Source organism: Pseudomonas sp. TUM22785 (genome assembly GCF_028198105.1).
Classification (GTDB): Bacteria; Pseudomonadota; Gammaproteobacteria; order Pseudomonadales; family Pseudomonadaceae; genus Metapseudomonas; species Metapseudomonas solani.
Map to the genome: position 1 here is coordinate 1,327,803 of NZ_CP116239.1, position 18,085 is coordinate 1,345,887.

Genomic DNA, 18,085 nt, shown 5'->3' on the forward strand with positions numbered 1-18,085 from the left:
CCTTCGCCCACCCGGAGGTGGCCGATGGAGTACTGGAAACGAACCATCGAGGCTGGCAACCGCAGCTTCCACAGCGGTGACTGGATCGAGGCGCGGGAGCTTTACCTGCAGGCCCTGGCCCAGGCGCAGATGCTGCTGGAGCGGTGGCCGGATGCGGACCAGGCGGTGGCCGCGTTCGTGGTCTCCCACCACAACCTGGCCGACCTGCACCTGATGCTCGGCCAGCCGGAGGAGACGGCGGAGAACCTCTGCACCTGCCATGAGCGCCTGCTGCAGGTGCTGCGTGACACCAGCCTGCCCGAGGCGCTGCGCGACGTTGCCCTGCGCCATAGCCGCTGCACCTACAGCAGTCTGTTGCAGTTCATCCAGGAGCACGGCGCCTATCCCCGTACCGATCGCCTGCTCGGCATCGTGCCTGGCCATTCTTCGCGAGCCCTGCCGAGCACCTCCGGCAGCCGCTACTACCATTGAACAAGGAACCGACCATGACCTACAGCCTGCCCGTCCTCACCTACGCCTACGATGCCCTGGAACCGCATATCGATGCGCAGACCATGGAAATCCACCACAGCAAGCACCACCAGACCTACATCAACAACCTCAATGCAGCCCTGGAGGGCAACCCCCTCGGCCAGCTGCCGGTGGAGTCGTTGCTGCAGCGCCTGGCGGAGGTGCCCGAGCAACTGCGCGGCGCGGTGATCAACAACGGCGGCGGGCACGCCAACCATTCGCTGTTCTGGACCGTGATGTCGCCCACCGGTGGCGGTGAGCCCCATGGCACCGTGCGTGCGGCCATCGAGGCGGAGCTGGGTGGCTTCGCGGCCTTCAAGGAGGCCTTCACCAAGGCGGCGCTGACCCGCTTCGGCAGCGGCTGGGCCTGGCTCAGCGTGACGCCGGGCAAGCGCCTGGTGGTGGAGAGCAGCGGTAACCAGGACAGCCCGCTGATGAATGGCAACGTGCCGATCCTCGGGCTGGACGTGTGGGAGCATGCCTATTACCTGCGCTACCAGAACCGTCGTCCCGAATACATCGGCGCTTTCTACAATGTCATCGACTGGGCCGAAGTGGACCGTCGATACCGAGAGGCGATGGCCTGATGCCTGAGCCCGACCTGCACAGCCTGGGCGCCGACGGGCGCCTGCACCCGTCCAGCCGGGGTCCCATGTCTTCTCTATTACCCAGCGGGCTTTCCCTGCGCCAGGTTCTTGGCCTCTGCGTGATGCTCGTCGGCTGCCTGCTGTTGTCCTGGCAGGCGGTACTGGCTGCCGAGCGTGCGCTGGAGCCCCATCTCTGGCATGCGCTGAAGTCGGGCACGCTGTGTGCGTTGGGCACGGCCGTCGGCACCTTGCCGGTGCTGTTCATGCGCAGCATCTCGGCACGCACCTCCGACACCCTGCTGGGCTTCGGTGCCGGTGTGATGCTGGCGGCGACGGTGTTCTCGCTGTTGATCCCCGGACTGGATGCGGCCGGCCAGTTGGGCTTTTCCAAATGGTCGGCAGGCTTCCTGATGAGCCTCGGCCTGCTGCTGGGGGCCAGTGCGCTGTTCGGCCTTGGCAGGCTGCTGCCGGAGCGGCAGCTCGAGGTCGATACCCGTACCGACCGCCTGGTGCTGGCACCGCGCATTCTGCTGTTCGTCATTGCCATCGTTCTGCACAACATCCCGGAAGGCATGGCGGTGGGCGTGGCGGCGGGCGCCGGGTTGGCGGGCGCGGACAGCCTGGCATTGGGCATCGCACTGCAGGACCTGCCGGAGGGGTTGATCATTTCCCTGGTGTTGGCGGGGGCGGGCATGTCCCGGGGCAAGGCGATGCTGATCGGCGCGGCGTCCGGGCTGGTGGAGCCGGTGTTCGCGTTGCTTTGTGCGTGGCTGGTGCAGGTGTCGGCGTTGCTGTTGCCCTGGGGCCTGGCCCTGGCGGCGGGGGCGATGCTCTTCGCGGTGACCCACGAAATCATCCCGGAATGCCATCGCAAGGGGCACGAGACCGCAGCGAGCCTGGGGTTGGCCGCAGGCTTCTGCCTGATGATGGTGCTGGATACGGCGCTGGCCTGATCGGCCGGTGCTCATGTCGCGACGCAGGGAAGGCGTCGCGTGGGTGGTTCGGTGTTTCAGCTCTTTCGGGCCCGGTATCTGTACCGGGCTTTCCGTCACTCGCCTTCGTCGAAGCGGTTGTTGATCAACTCGATCAGTGCGTTGAGCGCATCGTCGTCCTGCTCGCCTTCGGTGTGCAGGTGGATGTTGGTGCCCTTGCCGGCGGCGAGCATCATCACGGCCATGATGCTTTTGCCGTCCACCAGGCTTTCCGGGGTGCGGCCTACGCGAATCTGGCAGGGGTAGCGCCCGGCGACACCGACGAACTTGGCCGCGGCGCGGGCATGCAGCCCCAGTTTGTTGATGATGGTGATTTCGCAGGCTGGCATCGCGGCGGGGATCCTTTAACTGAGGTCGCGGTGGCGAACCTGGACGTTCTTCAGGTTGGGTTTGAGCGCCTGGCCGAGGCGCTCGGCGAGGTACACGGAACGGTGGTGGCCGCCGGTGCAGCCGATGGCGACGGTGACATAGGCGCGGTTGCTGGCGGCGAAGCGCGGCAGCCATTTGTTCAGGTAGCCGAGGATGTCCTGGTACATCTCCTCGACATCCGGCTGCGCGGCCAGGTATTCGGCGACATTGGCGTCCAGGCCGGAGTTATCACGCAGCTCGGGCTTCCAGTAGGGGTTGGGCAGGCAGCGCACGTCGAACACCAGGTCCGCATCCACCGGCATGCCGCGCTTGAAGCCGAAGGATTCGACTAGGAAGGCGGTTCCCGGCTCGGGCTTGTTCAGCAGGCGCAACTTGATGCTGTCGCGCAGCTGGTACAGGTTGAGGTGGGTGGTGTCGATCTTCAGGTCGGCGAGGTCGGCGATGGGGGCGAGCAACGAGGCTTCGTCGAGGATGGCCTCGGCAAGGGAGCGGTCTTCGTTGGTCAGCGGGTGGCGCCGGCGGGTTTCCGAGAAGCGCTTGAGCAGCGTTTCGTCATCCGCGTCCAGGTACAGCACATCGCAGTGGATGTGGCGGGCGCGGGCCTCTTCGAGGAGTTCGGGAAAACGCTTTAGCTGGCTGGGCAGGTTGCGCGCGTCGATGGAGACGGCGACCTGGGGGTGCAGCAACTCGGTCTGCAGCAGCGCGCGCTCGGCCAGTTCAGGGAGCAGGCCGGCGGGCAGGTTGTCGATGCAGTAGAAGCCATTGTCCTCGAGAACGTCGAGGGCGGTGCTCTTGCCTGAGCCTGAACGGCCGCTGACGATGATCAGGCGCATGGCAAGGTCCTAGCGTCCGTTCTGGACGTCCACTACCACCTGGTACAGGCTGTCGCTGCTCTGCGTCTGGCGCAGGCGGTCACGCACCTCGGTGCGGTCCAGCATGCTGGCGATCTGGCGGAGCAGTTCCAGGTGTTCATCGGTGGCGGCTTCGGGGACCAGGAGTACGAACAGCAGGTCCACCGGGGCGCCGTCGATGGCGTCGAAGTCCACGGGGGCGTCCAGGCGCAGCACGGCGCTGATGGGCGCGGTGCAGCCGGGAAGCCGGCAATGGGGGATGGCGATACCGTTGCCGAATCCTGTCGAGCCGAGTTTCTCCCGGGCGACCAGGCTTTCGAAGATATCTTGCGAGTCGAGGTCGGGAAGTTCGCGAGCAACCAGGTTGGCGATCTGTTCCAGGACACGTTTTTTGCTGCCGCCCGGCACGTTCACGAGGGAACGGCCGGGGGTCAGGATTTGCTCAAGTCGGATCATAGGAAGGGGAATGTCAGCGGGCGGTGGCGCCCTGCTGGCGGTTCAGCTGCTTTTCCTTGTGTTTGATCAGTTGACGGTCGAGTTTGTCGGTGAGCAGGTCGATGGCCGCGTACATGTCTTCATGCTCCGCATTGGCTACGACCTCACCACCGGCGATGTGCAGGGTGGCTTCGATCTTCTGCTTCAGTTTCTCCACCTGCATGATCACCTGCACATTGGTGATTTTGTCGAAGTGGCGCTCCAGTTTGTCGAACTTCTCGACAACGTAGTCGCGCAGGGCGTCGGTCACATCCAGTTGATGTCCACTGATGTTGACTTGCATACCGCTTTCTCCTTATTGCCCGTGTGTAAGAGACAGGCTAACGGGCCTGCCACCGGAACACTTTGGCGTGGATCAATCCGCGTCACATCAGCCGCTTGCGTTCGCTGGAAGGCGCTATCCCGAGGGATTCCCGGTACTTGGCGACTGTGCGGCGGGCCACTTGGATACCCTGTGCTTCCAGTAAACCAGCGATCTTGCTGTCGCTCAACGGCTTTTTGGCATTTTCCGCAGCGACCAGTTTTTTGATGATCGCGCGGATGGCGGTAGACGAGCATTCACCGCCTTCGGAGGTGCTGACGTGGCTGGAGAAGAAGTATTTCAGTTCGTATATGCCACGCGGGGTGTGCATGAATTTCTGGGTGGTGACGCGTGAGATGGTTGACTCGTGCATGCCCACCGCCTCGGCGATGTCGTGCAGGACGAGGGGCTTCATCGCCTCGTCGCCGTACTCGAGGAAACCGCGCTGGTGCTCGACGATCTGGGTGGCGACCTTCATCAGCGTTTCGTTGCGGCTCTGCAGGCTCTTGATGAACCAGCGGGCTTCCTGCAACTGATTGCGCATGAAGGTGTTGTCGGCGCTGGAGTCGGCACGACGGACGAAACCGGCGTAATGCGGGTTGACGCGCAGGCGCGGGACGGCTTCCTGGTTCAGTTCCACCAGCCAGCGTTCATTGTGCTTGCGCACGATGACATCCGGCACGACGTACTCGGGTTCGCTGGCTTCGATCTGCGAGCCGGGGCGGGGGTTGAGGCCCTGGATCAGCTCGATCACCTGGCGCAGTTCGTCTTCCTTGAGCTTCATGCGGCGCATGAGCTGGCTGTAGTCGCGGCTGCCGAGAACATCGAGATAGTCGCCTGCCAGGCGCTGCGCCTCGCTCAACCATGGGGTCTTGGCGGGCAGTTGGCGCAGTTGCAGGAGCAGGCACTCGCGCAGGTCGCGGGCGCCGACGCCGGCGGGCTCGAATTGCTGGATGCGGTGCAGGACGACTTCCACCTCGTCGAGTTCGATCTCGAGCTCGGGGTCGAAGGCTTCCACGACTTCCTCAAGGGTTTCCTCCAGGTAGCCGTCATTGTTGATGCAGTCGATCAGGGTGACGCCGATCAGGCGATCGGTATCGGACATGGGGGCCAGGTTCAGCTGCCACAGCAGGTGGCTTTGCAGGCTCTCGCCCACCGAGGTGCGGGACGTGAAGTCCCACTCGTCGTCATCGGAGCTGGGGAGGCTGCTGGCGCTGGTCTGGTAGACGTCTTCCCAGGCGGTGTCGACGGGCAGTTCGCTGGGGATGCGTTCGTGCCATTCGCCGTCTTCGAGGCTTTCGCTCTCCGAAGTGGGGACGCTGGATTCCTGGAAGCTGGATTCCTGGCTGGCGGAGTTGGGCAGTTGCTCGCTTTCTGCCATGGGGTCGGAGTTGTCGAAGTCTTCTCCTTCCTCCTGGCGCTCGAGCATGGGATTGGACTCCAGGGCCTCCTGGATTTCCTGCTGCAGATCCAGGGTGGACAGTTGGAGTAGGCGAATGGCCTGTTGCAGCTGCGGGGTCATCGTCAGCTGCTGGCCCATCTTCAGGACTAGCGATGGTTTCATGGCAGAGGGCTTAGCACCTTATTCGCCGGCGCACATGCGCCATCCACTACAGGGCGCCGAAGCGCCACCAGGAAGCAAATTATATGCCTGACCTTGAATGATTTTTCTACTGCCCGCAACATTTTGCGCGCAGGGCTGGTCCGTCAGAGGCGGAATTCGTGCCCCAGGTAGACTTCCTTGACCAGTTGGTTGGCCAGGATCTCTTCTGCACTGCCTTCGGCGATGAGCTGGCCATCATTCACGATGTAGGCGGTTTCGCAGATATCCAGCGTCTCGCGGACATTGTGGTCGGTGATCAGTACGCCGATCCCCTTGGCCTTGAGGTGATGGATGATCTGTTTGATGTCGCCCACGGAAATCGGGTCGACACCGGCAAAGGGTTCGTCGAGCAGGATGAACTTGGGGGCAGTGGCCAGGGCGCGGGCGATTTCCACGCGACGACGCTCGCCACCGGACAGGCTCATGCCGATGCTGTCGCGGATGTGGCTGATGTGGAACTCCTGCAGCAGGCTTTCCAGCTCGCGATGGCGGCCGGCGCGGTCGAGCTCCTTGCGGGTCTCGAGAATGGCCATGATGTTGTCGGCCACGCTGAGCTTGCGGAAGATCGAGGCTTCCTGGGGCAGGTAGCCGATACCGGCCCGGGCACGGCCGTGCATGGGCTGGTGGGTGACGTCCTGCTGATCGATCAGCACGCGTCCCTGATCGGCTTTCACCAGCCCCACGATCATGTAGAAGCAGGTGGTCTTGCCGGCACCGTTGGGGCCGAGCAGGCCGACGATCTGGCCGCTGTCGATGGACAGGCTGACGTCACGGACGACCTGGCGGCTCTTGTAGCTCTTCGCCAGGTGCTGGGCTTTGAGGGTCGCCATTACTCTGCTTGTCCCGCTTGCTGCTCTTTCTTCTTCGGCTGGATGACCATGTCGATGCGCGGGCGCGGAGTGCCGACGTTGGTGCCCGTGGCGCGGCCTGCGTTGACGATCTGGCGCTGGGTGTCGTAGACGATCTTCTCGCCTTCGAAGGTGTTGCCTTCCTGGATCACCTTGGCCTGGTCGATCAGCACGATGCGCTCGTTGGCAGCGAAGTACTGGATGGTCATGCCGTAGGCCTTGACGATCTGCTTGTCCACCGCAGGCTTCTGCTCGTAGTAGGCAGGCTTGCCCACCGAGGTGAAGACTTCCAGCTCGCCCTGGGCGTTCTGGGTGATGGTCACGGTGTCGCCGGTGATCTTCAGGGTGCCCTGAGTGATGACCACGTCGCCGCGATAGACCGCCACGCCCTGCTTGTCATCGAGTTCGGCGCTGTCCGCCTGGACGCGGATCGGCTGATCGCGGTCGCTGGGCAGCGCCCAGGCGCTGGCACTTCCGAGTGCGGCACCCAGGCTGAGCAGTAGGGGGAGGGTTTTAACGAACCTCATGCTGGCCTCTTACGTTGGACTGCAGGATCATCCTGCTGTCATTCAAGTACGCTTTCATTCCTTGTGCCGTGGTAACCCCGTTGGCGGCGTCGATTCTAACGGCTTGCTGGGTTTCCGCATATTCCCTGTCCGGGAACACGGTCAGGCGGCTGGTGGTGAGAATGGTTGGTCGGCCCTTGGCGTCGGTGCGCTCCACGCGGACCTTGTCGATCAGCTCCACCTGTTCACCTTCTGGGCCGACTTCGCCTCGCTCGCTCTGTACGTGCCACGGGAACTCGGTGCCGCGGTAGAGCTGCAGGTCGGGATTGGTCAGCAGGGTGGTGTCGCTCGATTTGACGTGTTCGAGCTTGGCAGCGGTCATCTCGTAGTGACGCTTGCCGTCTTCCTGATATTGCACGCTGGTGGCATTGACCACATAGAAGTCGATGGCGTTCTCGTCTGCAGGTGCAGTGGCCTGGCGCTCCATGAAGCTTTCCGGGCGGATGTTCCAGTAGCCCAGGGCGATCAGCAGGGCGGCGACCGGAATCAGGATCAGGGCGAGGCGGAAGTTCTTCGACATGGGCGGACCTAGAGGTAGGCGGCCTGTGCAGCGTCGAGGCTGCCCTGGGCTCGCATGATCAGTTCGCAGAACTCGCGGGCGGCACCTTCGCCGCCACGTGCCTGGGTGGTGCCGTGGGCGTGCTGGCGGACGAAGCTGTCAGCGCTCGCCACCGCCATGCCCAGGCCGACCCGGCGTATCACCGGCAGGTCGGGCAGGTCGTCGCCGAGGTAGGCCACCTGTGCGTATTCGAGGCCCAGCTCCGCCAGCAGTTCATCGAGTACCACCATCTTGTCCTCGCGGCCCTGATAGAGGTGCTGGATGCCCAGGTTGCGGGCGCGTCGCTCGACCACGGGAGTGCTGCGCCCGGAGATGATCGCGGTGCGTACCCCGGAGTTGATCAGCATCTTGATGCCGTGGCCGTCCAGGGTATTGAAGGTCTTGAATTCGCTGCCGTCGACCAGGAAGTAAAGCTTACCGTCGGTGAGAACGCCGTCGACGTCGAAGACCGCCAGGCGGATGGCCTTGGCGCGCTGTAGCAGATCGTCGCTCATTCAGATCACTCCGGCGCGGGTCAGGTCGTGGATGTGCAGGGCACCGATGGGGGTGTCGCTGTCGTCCACCACCACCAGCACGTTGATCTTGTGGTCGTCCATGATCTTCAGCGCCTCGGCGGCGAGCATGTCGGGGCGCACGGTCTTGCCGTGGACCGTCATGACTTCGTCGATGCTGGCCTGGCGGACGTCCACGCCCTTGTCCAGGGTGCGGCGCAGGTCGCCGTCGGTGAAGATCCCGGCCAGCTTGCCGTCGCTCTCCAGTACCGCGGTCATGCCGAGGCCCTTGCGGGTCATCTCCAGCAGGGCGTCGCGCAGGGAGGTGCCGCGTTCGACGCGGGGCAGCCTGTCGCCGCCGTGCATGATGTTTTCCACCTTCAGCAGCAGGCGACGGCCCAAGGCGCCACCGGGATGGGAGAAGGCGAAGTCCTCGGCGGTGAAGCCGCGGGCTTCCAGCAGCGCGATTGCCAGGGCGTCGCCCAGGACCAGCGATGCGGTGGTGGAGGAGGTCGGCGCCAGGTTCAGCGGGCACGCCTCATGCTCGACGCGGGCGTCGAGGTTGGCCTCGGCGGCCTTGGCCAGCGGCGACTGCGGGTTGCCGGTCATGCTGATCAGGGTGATGCCCAGGCGCTTGATCAGCGGCAGCAGGGTGACGATCTCGGCGGTGGAGCCGGAGTTCGACAGGGCCAGCACGACGTCGTCGGGCGTGATCATGCCCATGTCGCCATGGCTGGCTTCGGCCGGGTGGACGAAGAACGCAGGCGTACCGGTGCTGGCCAGGGTGGCGGCGACTTTCTTGCCGATATGGCCGGACTTGCCCATGCCCACCACCACGACGCGGCCCTTGCAGGCGAGGATCAGCTCGCAGGCGCGGACGAAGTCGTCGTCGATCCTGCCGAGCAGGGTGTCGATGGCTTCACGTTCCAGGCGGATGGTGCGGTGTGCGGATTGGATCAGATCGCTGGACTGGCTCATGTGGAGAGTGCAGTTGCCGAGGAAAAGGCGGGGATTATACCGGCAAAGAGTCGTTCGCTCACCCTCCATCGCATCCCGCCGAGGAGAAACCTGTCGCAGCCCTGAACAATGGCTGGCGCGGCCTTGGGTGGCATAGTGCTGCGATGCTATAGTTCGCCGCCTGTTCGGCCACCCCTCAGGCATCGTGTCCCGGCCGCTGGAGACGACGTCTTCTGCAGGGATGGCCGCATCGCAAGGAGTACAGATGAGCGCTGATAACGCTTACGCCGTGGAGTTGAAGGGCGTCACCTTCAAGCGCGGCACACGCAGTATTTTTCAGAATGTCGATATCCGCATCCCGCGCGGCAAGGTCACCGGGATCATGGGGCCGTCCGGCTGCGGCAAGACCACCCTGTTGCGCCTCATCGCCGCTCAGCTCAAGCCTGCGGCCGGCGAAGTCTGGGTCAATGGCCAGAACCTGCCGAAGCTTTCCCGGGCCGACCTCTTCGACATGCGCAAGCAGTTCGGTGTGCTGTTCCAGAGCGGCGCGCTGTTCACTGACCTCGATGTGTTCGAGAACGTCGCCTTTCCCCTGCGGGTGCACACCAAGCTGCCCGAGGAAATGATTCGTGACATTGTCCTGATGAAGCTGCAGGCGGTTGGCCTGCGTGGCGCCATCGAGCTGATGCCGGATGAACTCTCCGGCGGTATGAAGCGTCGCGTGGCCTTGGCCCGGGCCATTGCGCTCGACCCGCAGATCCTCATGTACGACGAGCCTTTCGTCGGCCAGGACCCCATCGCCATGGGCGTGCTGGTGCGTCTGATCCGCCTGCTCAACGATGCCCTGGGCATCACCAGCATCGTGGTCTCCCACGACCTGGCGGAGACCGCCAGCATCGCTGACTATCTTTATGTGGTCGGCGATGCCCAGGTGCTGGGGCAGGGCACTCCCAAAGAGTTGATGGAGTCGGATAACCCAAGGATCCGCCAGTTCATGAAAGGCATTCCCGACGGGCCGGTCCCCTTCCACTTCCCGGCACCCGATTACCGCAACGATTTGCTGGGAGAGCGTTGATGCGCAAGAAGTCTCCGCTCGAGCGCATCCGCCTGCTCGGGCGCGCCGGCCTGGACGTGGTCGAAGCGCTGGGCCGCTCCACCCTGTTCCTGTTGCGTGCCATGTTCGGGCGCACCGGCACCGGGGCTGGATTCCAGCTGCTGATCAAACAACTGTATTTCGTCGGCGTGCTGTCGCTGCCGATCATCGTCGTATCCGGTGTCTTCATCGGCATGGTGCTGGCCCTGCAGGGCTACAACATCCTGGTGGAATACGGCTCCGAGCAGGCGGTCGGGCAGATGGTCGCCCTGACCTTGCTGCGCGAGCTCGGCCCGGTGGTCACAGCGTTGCTGTTCGCCGGTCGTGCAGGCTCCGCCCTGGCGGCCGAGATCGGCAACATGAAGTCCACCGAGCAACTCTCCAGCCTGGAGATGATCGGTGTCGACCCGCTCAAGTACATCATCGCCCCGCGGCTCTGGGCCGGCTTCATTTCCATGCCGCTGCTGGCGATGATCTTCAGTGTGGTGGGCATCTGGGGCGGCGCGATGGTCGCCGTCGATTGGCTGGGTGTCTACGATGGCTCTTTCTGGGCCAATATGCAGAACAGTGTCGAATTCACCGAAGACGTGCTGAACGGCGTGCTGAAAAGCATGGTCTTCGCCTTCGTGGTGACCTGGATCGCCGTGTTCCAGGGTTACGACTGCGAGCCGACCTCCGAAGGGATCAGCCGCGCAACGACTAAAACCGTGGTCTATGCCTCGCTGGCCGTGCTGGGGCTCGACTTCATCCTGACCGCCTTGATGTTTGGAGATTTCTGATGCAAATCCGCACCCTGGAAATTGGTGTCGGCCTGTTCCTGCTGGCCGGGTTGCTCGCCCTGCTGCTGCTGGCTTTGCGGGTGAGCGGCCTGTCGGTCGGCGGCGCCAGCGAAACCTATAAAGTTTACGCCCACTTCGACAATATCGCCGGTTTGACTGTCAGAGCAAAAGTGACCATGGCCGGTGTGACCATCGGCAAGGTCACCGCCATCGACCTGGATCGCGAAAGCTACACCGGCAGGGTCACCATGGAGCTGGAAAAGCGCGTCGACAACCTGCCGACCGATTCCACGGCCTCCATCCTCACTGCCGGCCTGCTGGGCGAGAAGTACATCGGTATCAGCGTTGGCGGCGACGACCAGCTGTTGAAGGACGGCGGCACCATCCGCGACACCCAGTCCGCGCTGGTGCTTGAAGACCTGATCGGCAAGTTTCTGCTCAATACGGTCAATAAGGAAAGCAAGTGAGGACCTTCGACATGATCAAAGCAATGCGTAACGGCCTGCTGGTTCTGCTCGCCGCGCTGCCCCTGCTGGCCAACGCGGCGCCCAGCGCGCGCGACGTGGTGCAGCAGACCACCGACAAGCTGCTGGCCGACCTCAAGGCCAACAAGCAGCAGTACCGCAGCAACCCCGGTGCGTTCTACGAATCGCTGAACAACATCCTCGGCCCGGTGGTAGATGCCGACGGCATTTCCCGCAGCATCATGACGGTCAAGTACTCGCGCAAGGCCACCCCGGAGCAGATGACCCGCTTCCAGGAGAACTTCAAGCGCAGCCTGATGCAGTTCTATGGCAACGCCCTGCTGGAATACGACAACCAGGACATCCGCGTGCTGCCCGGCAAGCAGGAAGACCCGGAGCGCACCAGCGTCGGCATGGAAGTGAAGGACAGCAAGGGCACCGTCTATCCGGTGTCGTACACCATGGTCAACATCGATGGCCAGTGGATGCTGCGGAACGTCATCATTAACGGCATCAACATCGGCAAGCTGTTCCGCGACCAGTTCGCCGACACCATGCAGAAGAACGGCAACGACCTGGACAAGACCATCAACGGCTGGGCCGAAGTGGTGGCCAAGGCCAAGCAGACCGAGGAAGGCCAGAAGGCCGCCGGTCATGAGTGAAGCTGCACTGACAGCCGGTACCGCCGGGGAGCTGAAACTCTCCGGCGTGCTGGATTTCCGTAGCGGGCCAGAGCTCCGTGACGCGGGCGCGAAGATGATTCGCGAACACGGCATGGCAGACCTGGTGCTCGATTGTTCGGGCGTGTTGAAGTCCAGCAGCGTCGGTCTTTCCCTGTTGCTGGCCTTCATGCGCGATGCGCGCAAGGCCGGCAAGACGCTGACCATCCGCGCGCTGCCCGAGGACATGCGGCAGATCGCCGGCGTCTCCGGGCTCGACGAGTTGCTGCCGCTGGAAGTGTGAAGAGAGTCGAAAGCCCTCCGTCTGACCTTGCGCGCGCGGGGTTCGCAGGCAGAGGGCTTTTTTGTATCATGGCCGACCCGCGCGCGTAGGGCGCCGATTGAGGTTGAGCATGCAGGCCGTAGAAGTGAAGAACCTCCTGGAGGCTAAGCTGCCCGGAGCCCAGGTGGAAGTTGAAGGCGAAGGCTGCAACTTCCAGTTGAACCTGATCAGCGACGAGCTGGCTGGCATGAGCCCGGTCAAGCGCCAGCAGCAGGTTTATGCCCATCTGAACGCCTGGATCGCCAATGGCAGCATCCACGCGGTCACCATGAAATTCTTCAGCCTCGCTGGCTGGGCCGAGCGTTCCTGAGCCTACGGGCGACGAGATTCCAAATGGATAAACTGATTATTACCGGCGGCCAACGCCTCGATGGCGAAATCCGCATTTCGGGCGCCAAGAACTCGGCCCTGCCGATCCTCGCTGCCACCCTGCTGGCCGATACCCCGGTCACCGTGTGCAACCTGCCGCACCTGCACGACATCACCACCATGATCGAACTCTTCGGTCGCATGGGCGTGCAGCCGGTGATCGACGAGAAGCTCAGCGTCGAAGTCGACGCCAGCACCATCAAGACCCTGGTCGCGCCCTACGAGTTGGTGAAGACCATGCGCGCCTCGATCCTGGTGCTCGGCCCCATGGTCGCGCGCTTCGGTGAAGCCGAAGTGGCCCTGCCCGGCGGTTGCGCCATCGGTTCGCGTCCGGTCGACCTGCACATCCGTGGCCTCGAAGCCATGGGCGCGCTGATCGACGTCGACGGCGGCTACATCAAGGCCCGCGCTCCGGCCGGCGGCCTGCGTGGCGCGCACTTCTTCTTCGATACCGTCAGCGTGACCGGTACCGAGAACATCATGATGGCTGCCACTCTGGCCAACGGCCGTACCGTGCTGGAAAACGCCGCACGTGAACCGGAAGTGGTCGACCTGGCCAACTGCCTGATCGCCATGGGCGCGCAGATCCAGGGCGCCGGCACCGACACCATCATCATCGACGGCGTGAAGCGCCTCGGTGGTGCGCGTTACAGCGTGATGCCCGACCGTATCGAGACCGGCACCTACCTGGTTGCCGCAGCCTCCACCGGCGGCCGCGTCAAGCTCAAGGACACCGATCCGACCATCCTCGAATCCGTGCTGCTGAAGCTGGAAGAGGCGGGTGCCCACATCAGCACCGGCAACAACTGGATCGAGCTGGACATGAAGGGCAACCGCCCGAAAGCGGTCAACGTGCGCACTGCGCCGTACCCGGCGTTCCCCACCGACATGCAGGCCCAGTTCATTTCCATGAACGCCGTGGCCGAAGGCACAGGTGCGGTCATCGAGACGGTGTTCGAAAACCGCTTCATGCACGTCTACGAAATGAACCGCATGGGCGCGCAGATCCTGGTCGAGGGCAACACCGCCATCGTCACCGGCGTTCCGCAGCTCAAGGGCGCTCCGGTCATGGCGACCGACCTGCGGGCTTCGGCCAGCCTGGTCATCGCCGGCCTGGTTGCCGAGGGCGACACCCTGATCGACCGCATCTACCACATCGACCGTGGTTACGAGTGCATCGAGGAAAAACTGCAGCTGCTCGGCGCCAAGATCCGCCGCGTGCCGGGTTAGGTGACGCTCGGGCCGACCGTTAGCGGTCGGCCCGCACGCTCCCTCAAGGGCCCGCAGAGGGCCGAAGCCAAGGACATCCAGTTCCATGCTCACCATCGCGTTATCCAAGGGCCGCATCCTCGACGACACCCTGCCGCTGCTGGCGGAAGCGGGCATCGTCCCCACCGAGAATCCGGACAAGAGCCGCAAGCTGATCATCCCCACCACCCAGGATGACGTGCGCCTGCTGATCGTCCGTGCCACCGACGTGCCGACCTATGTCGAGCATGGCGCGGCAGACCTCGGCGTGGCCGGCAAGGATGTGCTGATGGAGTACGGTGGCCAGGGCCTGTACGAGCCCCTGGACCTGCGTATCGCCCGCTGCAAGCTGATGACCGCTGGCGCGATCGGTGTGCCCGAGCCCAAAGGGCGCCTGCGCGTGGCGACCAAGTTCGTCAACGTCGCCAAGCGCTATTACGCCGAGCAGGGCCGCCAGGTCGAAGTGATCAAGCTTTACGGCTCCATGGAGCTGGCCCCGCTGGTCGGCCTGGCCGACAAGATCATCGACGTGGTCGACACTGGCAACACCCTCCGCGCCAATGGCCTGGAACCCCAGGAAATGATTGCCACCATCAGCTCCCGCCTGGTGGTCAACAAGGCCTCGATGAAGATGCAGCACGCCCGTATCCAGGCGCTGATCGACACCCTGCGCCAGGCCGTCGAGTCGCGACACCACGACTGACACCCGTGCGGCTCCGGCCGCACCCGCCTATCCGTGTCATAGCCAATAATCTCGGGTGCCCGCACGGTGGGCTTGCTACTCTAGCGGCGCCCGAGCATTTGCCAATAATGAGGCCCGCTATGACCGTTCAAACCGCTGTTCGCCGACTCAATGCCGCTGATCCGGACTTCGCCCGTCATCTGGATCATCTGCTGAGCTGGGAAAGCGTATCCGACGAATCGGTCAACCAGCGCGTACTCGACATCATCAAGGCCGTGCGTGAGCGTGGCGATGCCGCCGTAGTCGAGTTCACCCAGCGTTTCGACGGTTTGACCGTGGACTCCATGGCCGACCTGATCCTGCCGCGCGAGCGCCTGGAGCTGGCCCTGACCCGCATCACCGCCGAGCAGCGCAAGGCCCTGGAGACCGCCGCCGAGCGTGTGCGCCTCTACCACGAGAAGCAGAAGCAGGATTCCTGGACCTACACCGAGGCCGACGGCACCGTGCTGGGCCAGCAGGTCACCCCGCTGGATCGCGCCGGCCTGTACGTGCCCGGCGGCAAGGCGTCCTACCCGTCGTCCGTGCTGATGAACGCCATCCCGGCCAAGGTCGCCGGCGTCGCCGAAGTGGTGATGGTGGTGCCGACCCCCCGTGGCGAGATCAACGAGATCGTCCTCGCCGCCGCCTGCGTGGCCGGCGTCGACCGCGTCTTCACCATCGGCGGGGCCCAGGCGGTCGCCGCGCTGGCCTATGGCACCGAGAGCGTGCCCCAGGTGGACAAGATCGTCGGCCCCGGCAACATCTATGTCGCCACGGCCAAGCGCCATGTCTTCGGCCAGGTCGGCATCGACATGATCGCCGGCCCCTCCGAGATCCTCGTCGTCTGCGATGGCCAGACCGATCCGGACTGGATCGCCATGGACCTGTTCTCCCAGGCCGAGCACGACGAAGACGCCCAATCCATCCTGGTCAGCCCCGATGCCGAGTTCCTCGACAAGGTGGCTGCCAGCATCGAGAAGCTGCTGCCGACCATGGAGCGTGCCGAAATCATCCGCACCTCCCTCTCCGGCCGTGGCGCGCTGATCCAGGTCGCCGACATGCAACAGGCGATCACCGTCGCCAACCGCATCGCCCCCGAGCACCTGGAGCTGTCGGTCGCCGACCCGCAGGCCTGGCTGCCGCAAATCCGCCACGCCGGCGCCATCTTCATGGGCCGCTACACCGCCGAGGCGCTGGGCGACTACTGCGCCGGCCCGAACCACGTGCTGCCCACCTCCGGCACCGCGCGCTTCTCCTCGCCGCTGGGTGTGTATGACTTCCAGAAGCGTTCGTCGATCATCTTCTGCTCAGCAGAGGGTGCCTCCGAGCTGGGCAAGACCGCGTCCGTGCTGGCCCGTGGCGAGTCGCTGACCGCCCACGCCCGCAGCGCCGAATACCGGATCAAGGGAGAATGACGATGAGCAAATTCTGGAGTCCCTTCGTCAAGGAACTGGTGCCCTACGTTCCGGGCGAACAGCCGAAGATCGCCAACCTGGTGAAGCTGAACACCAACGAGAACCCCTACGGGCCGTCGCCGAAGGCCATCGCCGCCATGCAGGCGGAACTGGGTGACAGCCTGCGCCTGTACCCGGACCCGAACAGCGACCGCCTCAAGCAGGCCGTCGCCGAGCACTACGGCGTGACAACCGCCCAGGTGTTCGTCGGCAACGGTTCGGACGAGGTGCTGGCGCACATCTTCCACGGCCTGTTCCAGCACGGCCGCCCGCTGCTGTTCCCGGACGTGAGCTACAGCTTCTACCCGGTCTACTGCGGCCTCTACGGCATCCCCTTCGAAGCGTTGCCGCTGGATGAGCAGTTCCAGATCCGCGTCGAAGACTACGCGCGCCCCAACGCCGGCATCATCTTCCCCAACCCCAACGCTCCCACCGGCTGCCTGCTGGCACTGGAAGCGGTGGAGAAGCTGCTGCAGGGCAGCCCGGATTCGGTGGTGGTGGTCGACGAGGCCTACATCGACTTCGGCGGCCAGAGCGCCATTGCCCTGGTGGACCGTTACCCGAACCTGCTGGTCACCCAGACGCTGTCCAAGTCTCGCTCCCTCGCCGGCCTGCGTGTGGGCCTGGCGGTGGGGCACCCGGACCTGATCGAGGCCCTGGAGCGCATCAAGAACAGCTTCAACTCCTACCCGCTGGACCGCATGGCCATAGTCGGCGCCGCTGCGGCGTTCGAGGACCGCGAGTGGTTCGAGCAGACCTGCACCAAGGTCATCGACAGTCGCGAGCGGGTGGTGAGCGAACTGGAAAAGCGTGGCTTCGAGGTGCTGCCCTCGGCGGCCAACTTCATCTTTGCCCGTCACCCGGGCAAAGATGCGGCGGGCATCGCTGCCGGCCTGCGCGAGAAGGGTGTGATCGTGCGGCACTTCAAGCAGGCGCGCATCGCCCAGTTCCTGCGCATCACCATCGGCACGCCGGAGCAGAACCAGGCGTTGCTGGATGCGCTCGACGCTGGCTGATTCCGCTGCCATGAACGAAAAAGCCGAGACGGGAAACCGCCTCGGCTTTTTTCATGCTTCAACGGCTGCTGCCGCTCACTCGTGATGGGCTTCGCCAACGAAGGTCAGCGAGGTGAAGAAGCCGTGCTCCTCGGCTTCCGGGTCCTTGTCGGTCTTCAGCGTCGCCTGTGCGGCGATCACGTTGAGGCCGGCGTTGCGTACCAGCACCTTGGCTTTGCCCTGGGCGTCGGTGGTGGCGCTGACGGTATGCGGGTCGCTGCGGTAGTCGCCGAACAGCTCGATGCCGGCTGCCGGTTTGCCGTCCAGCAGCACCTGCACCGGCAGCGGCTTGCCGGGGCCGACGCCGAGCGGGTCGACTTGCGGCACGATGACCAGGCGCACGCGCTCCAGGGCCGGCAGCTTGGCGCCTTCCTGGTAGACCGCGAGGCTGTACTTCCAGGTGTGGATGGAAGCGACAGCGCCCTTCACCTGGTCGCGGCCCTTGTTGATCCACTGCTTGTCGGCAGTCTGCGACCAGGCGCCGTTGTCCAGCGCCACGGCCAGGCTGGCCGGCGGCTTGAGGGGCTGCAGGCGGGCGTGGTCGTCGAGGCGCTGGACGGTGACCGGGATCATCCGGCCGGCCTTGTCGTAGGCCCAGGCGCCGCTGACCTTCTCTGCCTTGAAGGCGTCGTCCTCGGCGCCGTGTCCGTAGATGACTTCGATGTTGCCGCGACGTTGTTCGGTCCAGAGCCCGTGGGCCTGGGCCTGGCCGGCGAGGAGGGCGCCGAGGGCGGCGGTGAGCAGCAGTTTGCTGTGGAGTCGCATGGGGAA

24 protein-coding genes are annotated in these 18,085 nt (G+C 64.3%); 13 read left to right on the top strand and 11 right to left on the bottom strand.

All coding sequences use genetic code 11. The features are described 5' to 3' along the window. The first annotated feature begins 24 nt into the window (after positions 1 to 24). From PI990_RS06215 to PI990_RS06225, 3 genes are all read left to right on the top strand, one after another. Positions 25 to 471 carry a tetratricopeptide repeat protein gene (locus PI990_RS06215; RefSeq protein WP_021217777.1) on the top strand — a complete coding sequence of 149 codons (447 nt, stop codon included), beginning with the start codon at positions 25 to 27 and terminating at the stop codon, positions 469 to 471. A 14-nt stretch (positions 472 to 485) separates the two neighbouring features. Continuing rightward, the gene (locus PI990_RS06220; protein ID WP_184488685.1) at positions 486 to 1,097 is read left to right on the top strand and encodes a superoxide dismutase; all 612 of its coding nucleotides are present in this window, start codon (positions 486 to 488) and stop codon (positions 1,095 to 1,097) included. A gap of 65 nt (positions 1,098 to 1,162) precedes the next feature. Next, entirely contained in the window at positions 1,163 to 2,050 is an 888-nt protein-coding gene (locus tag PI990_RS06225; RefSeq protein ID WP_031287154.1) for a ZIP family metal transporter, read from the top strand. A 95-nt stretch (positions 2,051 to 2,145) separates the two neighbouring features. Here the strand turns inward: PI990_RS06225 and PI990_RS06230 are convergent, their stop codons facing one another. The 10 genes from PI990_RS06230 to PI990_RS06275 form a co-directional block, all read right to left on the bottom strand. Further along, positions 2,146 to 2,418 (bottom strand): HPr family phosphocarrier protein, encoded by a 273-nt coding sequence (locus tag PI990_RS06230; protein ID WP_263400543.1) that lies wholly within the window; start codon positions 2,416 to 2,418, stop codon positions 2,146 to 2,148. Positions 2,419 to 2,433: 15 nt separating this feature from the next. Further along, positions 2,434 to 3,291 carry an RNase adapter RapZ gene (gene rapZ, locus PI990_RS06235; RefSeq protein ID WP_021217830.1) on the bottom strand — a complete coding sequence of 286 codons (858 nt, stop codon included), beginning with the start codon at positions 3,289 to 3,291 and terminating at the stop codon, positions 2,434 to 2,436. 9 nt (positions 3,292 to 3,300) lie between these two features. Then, positions 3,301 to 3,765 carry a PTS IIA-like nitrogen regulatory protein PtsN gene (gene ptsN / locus PI990_RS06240; protein WP_021217831.1) on the bottom strand — a complete coding sequence of 155 codons (465 nt, stop codon included), beginning with the start codon at positions 3,763 to 3,765 and terminating at the stop codon, positions 3,301 to 3,303. A 13-nt stretch (positions 3,766 to 3,778) separates the two neighbouring features. Continuing rightward, positions 3,779 to 4,087, bottom strand: coding sequence for a ribosome hibernation-promoting factor, HPF/YfiA family (gene hpf, locus PI990_RS06245; protein WP_263400541.1), 309 nt, complete (start codon positions 4,085 to 4,087; stop codon positions 3,779 to 3,781). 82 nt (positions 4,088 to 4,169) lie between these two features. Further along, positions 4,170 to 5,669, bottom strand: a complete 1,500-nt coding sequence (locus tag PI990_RS06250) for an RNA polymerase factor sigma-54 (RefSeq protein ID WP_031287164.1) — start codon at positions 5,667 to 5,669, stop codon at positions 4,170 to 4,172. 143 nt (positions 5,670 to 5,812) lie between these two features. Then, the gene (gene lptB, locus PI990_RS06255; RefSeq protein ID WP_021217834.1) at positions 5,813 to 6,538 is read right to left on the bottom strand and encodes an LPS export ABC transporter ATP-binding protein; all 726 of its coding nucleotides are present in this window, start codon (positions 6,536 to 6,538) and stop codon (positions 5,813 to 5,815) included. Next, complete coding sequence (lptA, locus tag PI990_RS06260; RefSeq protein WP_021217835.1) at positions 6,538 to 7,083, bottom strand: lipopolysaccharide transport periplasmic protein LptA; 546 nt, start codon at positions 7,081 to 7,083, stop codon at positions 6,538 to 6,540. Before lptA ends, lptB begins: the two co-directional genes overlap by 1 nt. After that, a complete protein-coding gene (gene lptC, locus PI990_RS06265; protein WP_184488687.1) occupies positions 7,070 to 7,642 on the bottom strand; it encodes an LPS export ABC transporter periplasmic protein LptC in 573 nt (190 codons plus the stop codon). Before lptC ends, lptA begins: the two co-directional genes overlap by 14 nt. A gap of 8 nt (positions 7,643 to 7,650) precedes the next feature. Then, the gene (locus PI990_RS06270) at positions 7,651 to 8,175 is read right to left on the bottom strand and encodes a KdsC family phosphatase (protein ID WP_271660115.1); all 525 of its coding nucleotides are present in this window, start codon (positions 8,173 to 8,175) and stop codon (positions 7,651 to 7,653) included. After that, complete coding sequence (locus tag PI990_RS06275; RefSeq protein ID WP_021217838.1) at positions 8,176 to 9,150, bottom strand: KpsF/GutQ family sugar-phosphate isomerase; 975 nt, start codon at positions 9,148 to 9,150, stop codon at positions 8,176 to 8,178. It lies immediately after the preceding gene. A gap of 244 nt (positions 9,151 to 9,394) precedes the next feature. Between PI990_RS06275 and PI990_RS06280 the strand changes: the two genes are divergently transcribed. From PI990_RS06280 to hisC, 10 genes are all read left to right on the top strand, one after another. Beyond that, on the top strand, positions 9,395 to 10,204 hold the full coding sequence (locus PI990_RS06280; RefSeq protein ID WP_021217839.1) for an ATP-binding cassette domain-containing protein: 810 nt from the start codon (positions 9,395 to 9,397) through the stop codon (positions 10,202 to 10,204). Next, positions 10,204 to 11,001 carry a lipid asymmetry maintenance ABC transporter permease subunit MlaE gene (gene mlaE / locus PI990_RS06285; protein ID WP_021217840.1) on the top strand — a complete coding sequence of 266 codons (798 nt, stop codon included), beginning with the start codon at positions 10,204 to 10,206 and terminating at the stop codon, positions 10,999 to 11,001. Before PI990_RS06280 ends, mlaE begins: the two co-directional genes overlap by 1 nt. Beyond that, positions 11,001 to 11,468 carry an outer membrane lipid asymmetry maintenance protein MlaD gene (gene mlaD / locus PI990_RS06290; protein WP_021217841.1) on the top strand — a complete coding sequence of 156 codons (468 nt, stop codon included), beginning with the start codon at positions 11,001 to 11,003 and terminating at the stop codon, positions 11,466 to 11,468. Before mlaE ends, mlaD begins: the two co-directional genes overlap by 1 nt. An 11-nt stretch (positions 11,469 to 11,479) precedes the next feature. Further along, positions 11,480 to 12,127: an MlaC/ttg2D family ABC transporter substrate-binding protein gene (locus PI990_RS06295; protein ID WP_265167753.1), complete on the top strand. Its 648-nt coding sequence runs from the start codon at positions 11,480 to 11,482 to the stop codon at positions 12,125 to 12,127. Continuing rightward, positions 12,120 to 12,428 (top strand): STAS domain-containing protein, encoded by a 309-nt coding sequence (locus PI990_RS06300; protein ID WP_271660116.1) that lies wholly within the window; start codon positions 12,120 to 12,122, stop codon positions 12,426 to 12,428. The genes PI990_RS06295 and PI990_RS06300 overlap by 8 nt, the downstream gene beginning before the upstream one ends. A 109-nt stretch (positions 12,429 to 12,537) precedes the next feature. After that, positions 12,538 to 12,777, top strand: a complete 240-nt coding sequence (locus PI990_RS06305; protein WP_021217844.1) for a BolA family protein — start codon at positions 12,538 to 12,540, stop codon at positions 12,775 to 12,777. Between the two features lie 23 nt (positions 12,778 to 12,800). Continuing rightward, entirely contained in the window at positions 12,801 to 14,066 is a 1,266-nt protein-coding gene (gene murA / locus PI990_RS06310; RefSeq protein WP_043241471.1) for a UDP-N-acetylglucosamine 1-carboxyvinyltransferase, read from the top strand. A gap of 85 nt (positions 14,067 to 14,151) precedes the next feature. Continuing rightward, positions 14,152 to 14,787 carry an ATP phosphoribosyltransferase gene (gene hisG / locus PI990_RS06315; RefSeq protein ID WP_021217846.1) on the top strand — a complete coding sequence of 212 codons (636 nt, stop codon included), beginning with the start codon at positions 14,152 to 14,154 and terminating at the stop codon, positions 14,785 to 14,787. A 119-nt stretch (positions 14,788 to 14,906) separates the two neighbouring features. Further along, positions 14,907 to 16,220 (top strand): histidinol dehydrogenase, encoded by a 1,314-nt coding sequence (gene hisD / locus PI990_RS06320; RefSeq protein ID WP_184488690.1) that lies wholly within the window; start codon positions 14,907 to 14,909, stop codon positions 16,218 to 16,220. Between the two features lie 2 nt (positions 16,221 to 16,222). Further along, positions 16,223 to 17,275: a histidinol-phosphate transaminase gene (gene hisC / locus PI990_RS06325; protein ID WP_271660117.1), complete on the top strand. Its 1,053-nt coding sequence runs from the start codon at positions 16,223 to 16,225 to the stop codon at positions 17,273 to 17,275. A gap of 75 nt (positions 17,276 to 17,350) precedes the next feature. Here the strand turns inward: hisC and PI990_RS06330 are convergent, their stop codons facing one another. Next, positions 17,351 to 18,079 carry a DUF4198 domain-containing protein gene (locus tag PI990_RS06330; protein WP_271660118.1) on the bottom strand — a complete coding sequence of 243 codons (729 nt, stop codon included), beginning with the start codon at positions 18,077 to 18,079 and terminating at the stop codon, positions 17,351 to 17,353. Between the last annotated feature and the right edge of the window lie 6 nt (positions 18,080 to 18,085).

Coding starts and splice junctions, on each gene's coding strand:
- PI990_RS06215 (WP_021217777.1), top strand. CDS start 25: ATGGAGTACTGGAAACGAACCATCGAGGCTGGCAACCGCAGCTTCCAC.
- PI990_RS06220 (WP_184488685.1), top strand. CDS start 486: ATGACCTACAGCCTGCCCGTCCTCACCTACGCCTACGATGCCCTGGAA.
- PI990_RS06225 (WP_031287154.1), top strand. CDS start 1,163: ATGTCTTCTCTATTACCCAGCGGGCTTTCCCTGCGCCAGGTTCTTGGC.
- PI990_RS06230 (WP_263400543.1), bottom strand. CDS start 2,418: ATGCCAGCCTGCGAAATCACCATCATCAACAAACTGGGGCTGCATGCC.
- rapZ (WP_021217830.1), bottom strand. CDS start 3,291: ATGCGCCTGATCATCGTCAGCGGCCGTTCAGGCTCAGGCAAGAGCACC.
- ptsN (WP_021217831.1), bottom strand. CDS start 3,765: ATGATCCGACTTGAGCAAATCCTGACCCCCGGCCGTTCCCTCGTGAAC.
- hpf (WP_263400541.1), bottom strand. CDS start 4,087: ATGCAAGTCAACATCAGTGGACATCAACTGGATGTGACCGACGCCCTG.
- PI990_RS06250 (WP_031287164.1), bottom strand. CDS start 5,669: ATGAAACCATCGCTAGTCCTGAAGATGGGCCAGCAGCTGACGATGACC.
- lptB (WP_021217834.1), bottom strand. CDS start 6,538: ATGGCGACCCTCAAAGCCCAGCACCTGGCGAAGAGCTACAAGAGCCGC.
- lptA (WP_021217835.1), bottom strand. CDS start 7,083: ATGAGGTTCGTTAAAACCCTCCCCCTACTGCTCAGCCTGGGTGCCGCA.
- lptC (WP_184488687.1), bottom strand. CDS start 7,642: ATGTCGAAGAACTTCCGCCTCGCCCTGATCCTGATTCCGGTCGCCGCC.
- PI990_RS06270 (WP_271660115.1), bottom strand. CDS start 8,175: ATGAGCGACGATCTGCTACAGCGCGCCAAGGCCATCCGCCTGGCGGTC.
- PI990_RS06275 (WP_021217838.1), bottom strand. CDS start 9,150: ATGAGCCAGTCCAGCGATCTGATCCAATCCGCACACCGCACCATCCGC.
- PI990_RS06280 (WP_021217839.1), top strand. CDS start 9,395: ATGAGCGCTGATAACGCTTACGCCGTGGAGTTGAAGGGCGTCACCTTC.
- mlaE (WP_021217840.1), top strand. CDS start 10,204: ATGCGCAAGAAGTCTCCGCTCGAGCGCATCCGCCTGCTCGGGCGCGCC.
- mlaD (WP_021217841.1), top strand. CDS start 11,001: ATGCAAATCCGCACCCTGGAAATTGGTGTCGGCCTGTTCCTGCTGGCC.
- PI990_RS06295 (WP_265167753.1), top strand. CDS start 11,480: ATGATCAAAGCAATGCGTAACGGCCTGCTGGTTCTGCTCGCCGCGCTG.
- PI990_RS06300 (WP_271660116.1), top strand. CDS start 12,120: ATGAGTGAAGCTGCACTGACAGCCGGTACCGCCGGGGAGCTGAAACTC.
- PI990_RS06305 (WP_021217844.1), top strand. CDS start 12,538: ATGCAGGCCGTAGAAGTGAAGAACCTCCTGGAGGCTAAGCTGCCCGGA.
- murA (WP_043241471.1), top strand. CDS start 12,801: ATGGATAAACTGATTATTACCGGCGGCCAACGCCTCGATGGCGAAATC.
- hisG (WP_021217846.1), top strand. CDS start 14,152: ATGCTCACCATCGCGTTATCCAAGGGCCGCATCCTCGACGACACCCTG.
- hisD (WP_184488690.1), top strand. CDS start 14,907: ATGACCGTTCAAACCGCTGTTCGCCGACTCAATGCCGCTGATCCGGAC.
- hisC (WP_271660117.1), top strand. CDS start 16,223: ATGAGCAAATTCTGGAGTCCCTTCGTCAAGGAACTGGTGCCCTACGTT.
- PI990_RS06330 (WP_271660118.1), bottom strand. CDS start 18,079: ATGCGACTCCACAGCAAACTGCTGCTCACCGCCGCCCTCGGCGCCCTC.